At 40.6% G+C, this 2901-nt stretch carries 1 protein-coding gene and 2 pseudogenes; all 3 read left to right on the forward strand.

The features are described 5' to 3' along the window. Positions 1-424 precede the first annotated feature (424 nt). The 3 genes and pseudogenes from QUB08_RS31540 to QUB08_RS32270 all read left to right on the forward strand — a co-directional run bounded on the left by QUB08_RS31540 (position 425) and on the right by QUB08_RS32270 (position 2536). A pseudogene (locus tag QUB08_RS31540) lies at positions 425-1854 on the forward strand (IS5 family transposase). A 116-nt stretch (positions 1855-1970) separates the two neighbouring features. After that, positions 1971-2171 (forward strand): annotated as a pseudogene (locus QUB08_RS31545) (ISAs1 family transposase); the annotation flags it as partial. Positions 2172-2434: 263 nt separating this feature from the next. Further along, positions 2435-2536 (forward strand): hypothetical protein, encoded by a 102-nt coding sequence (locus tag QUB08_RS32270; RefSeq protein WP_445300976.1) that lies wholly within the window; start codon positions 2435-2437, stop codon positions 2534-2536. Positions 2537-2901: the final 365 nt, after the last annotated feature.

Genomic DNA, 2901 nt, shown 5'->3' on the forward strand with positions numbered 1-2901 from the left:
ATTAATAATTAAATGGGGTCGCAAAATCAAAAATAAGGGCAATGCTTGTATCACAGTTTAAATGTGCAACAGCTTATGAATAGTACAATTATCGTATCCCCTCAATAATCCGTGGGTAGCCAATCAAGAGAAATGCTATGACCACAACCGCTTGCGTAGGTCATCATCAAGTCAGGCAATAAATAATTGGGGTTACTTGTCCTATCCGGAATTCGGGGAAAGCGGCAATACCTGAAGCCATGACTCTCCTCGTGGGGAAGCATTAGCTTTTTCCCGAATTATTTGAGCGAGTGGTTTAATTAGGGCTTGCTGGATAAGTGCAGAAAGGTTACACGGCGCGGTTATACGATCGCGCGAGCGAGAGTAAAGTCGCCGTGATAAACAGGTAAAATAGGTCAAAACCCGTGCATCACCACCTGCGATCGTGTACAGAAAAGCTGAGCTTGCCCCAAGCCCCTCATCCGAGTTTGAACTGCCCTTCGGAGGAAGGTTGTCTGCTGACAACCGTTGGGTAAAAATGGCTCAACTAATCCCGTGGTCAGAATTTGAGTCAGAATATGCCCAAAACTTCCCCACCGAAAAGGGGGCACCAGCCAAATCATTTGGGATGGCATTGGGGGCATTAATTATTAAATAAAAATTAGGGATTAGCGATCGGGAAACAGTAGAACAGATCCGGGACAACCCCTATCTACAATACTTCATCGGTCAATCAAGCTACAGCAACGAACTCGCATTTCACCCATCTTTATTAGTGCACTTTCGCCAAATAATTAGTCCCAACCTAATTAATAAAGTGAACGAACGCATGGTCGAAAAAATGCGAGAAATTACCCCAATTCAACCCGAAAAAAAAAAAGGATTTGGGCGCCAAAAATGAGTCAACCAATCGCGGTAAACTAATCGTAGATGCAACCTGCGCTCCCGCCGACATTACCTATACGACCGACTTAGGACTATTAAACAGAGCCAGAGTTTATACATAAAAAATCCTATACATCCTGTATAAACAAATCAAATAAAAAATCCATAAAAAACCAACAACCTACCGTAATCTAGCAAGAAAAGACTACTTAGCAGTAGCCAAACAAAGACGACCCACCCGCAACAAAAGAAGACAGGCAATTAAAAAATAACTTCAATACATCAAAAGAAACTTAGCTCATATTGAACAGCTAATTGATGCGGGTGCGACTCTAGAAGCTTTAACAAAAAGCAATATAAAACCTTGCTATTCCTCACAGAAGTCTATCGCCAACAGCTCTGGCTATTTTAAAATAAAAAACAGAGTATTGAGGATAGAATAGTAAGTTTGAGCCAACCTCACATCCGTCCCATAGTCAGGGAAAAAGCAGGAAAAAGCGTAGAGTTTGGAGCAAAACTATCAGCCAGTTGTTGTGAAGGATATGTATTTCTAGACCGAATGAGCTGGGATAGCTTTAACGAATCAGGGGACTTAAAAGCACAAGTAGAAGCATATCATAGGTTCACGGGTTACTATCCAGAGTCGGTTCATGCTGATCGCATTTACCGTAAAGCGTGAAAACCGAGCATGGTGTAAAGAAAAAGGAATTAGAATCAGTGGGTCGCCCCTAGGAAGACCGCCAGCAAACGTCAGTAAATCAAAAAAGAAGCAAGCCGCTGATGATGAAAGAATTAGAAATGCGATAGAGGGAAAGTTTGGGCAAGGTAAACGAAGATTCGGTCTGAACCCTTGTGATGGCAAAACTTGATAATACATCTGGTACAGTTATTGCAATTACTTTTTTAGTCATGAACCGATGCTTCCTGGTGGCGCCGGGTTTTTTTTGTTTTTATGTCTATTTGGAAAAAGAACACCTGTTTTTAGGTTGAAGATAATCTACAATTATAACTGGGTGTAATCAATACCGAAACAACTTATCTTTAATCGAGCTTTCAGATATCGTGAGCTCCTGCTCTTGGTTGGCGAGCGATTATTCAGCAAACCCTACCTAAGTTCTTTACCAGTGGATGCTCAGCTTAATGGCCGTGCCATTCGTCAACATTGGGGGATTGAAAACCAAGTTCATTGGACTTTAGATGTCACTTTTAATGAAGACCAATGCCGCATTCGGTCGTTAAACAGCCCTCACAACTTAGCTCTTCTAAGACGAATGGCACTTAATGCCATCAATCAAGAAAGGTTCTTCCTGACTTGGTAAGTAAGGAGGTGAGAAAAAATCCAACTATGTTAAAATAAGTAAACATAGAGAATACGTCTACTAAGGTAACTCAATATATGGGCGCTAGATTAAGGGTATTTCTCAGTCAAGAGCAAGATAAAACCCTATTAAAACTGAGAACTACGGATGTTCCACAAAAAGTCAAAGATCGAGCAGAAGTAATTAGATTAAATGCACATGGCCCGTAGGTGGAAAAAATAGCTGCTCATTTTAATTGGACTCCGCAAACAGTGAGAGAGGTTTTACATAGATGGCAAAAGCTGGGCATGGAAGGGCTTTGGGAATTACCGGGTCTCAGCCGTGAAAGCCAAAGTGGAAAGAAGAAGACATAGAGTTTTTAACGGAATGCCTCAAAAATGAACCACGCACGTACAACAGCCTTCAATTAGCCCAGAAATTATAAAAAGAGCGTTCTATTAGACCTCTTGCAAAATAATTTTATGATATAATGAGAAGTTTTGCTTTACTTGATTAATACCAATTTAATATGAAGCTGCATAGAATAGGGCTTCAAGAATAAACTTGTAAGATGACAACGAACTAATTTGCTCAGGTGTGATTTTTTCAAGAACTTGTTTCAATCGGGAGCATGTCACTTTTGCAGTGAGCAATTATACTTATGCAGTGAGCAATTATACTTATGCAGGTTTTCGCTGATTACCAATTAAGCCGTTCAAGTAAGCACAACTCGGAGCTA

The organism is Microcoleus sp. BR0-C5 (genome assembly GCF_036705045.1).
Lineage (GTDB): Bacteria > Cyanobacteriota > Cyanobacteriia > Cyanobacteriales > Microcoleaceae > Microcoleus.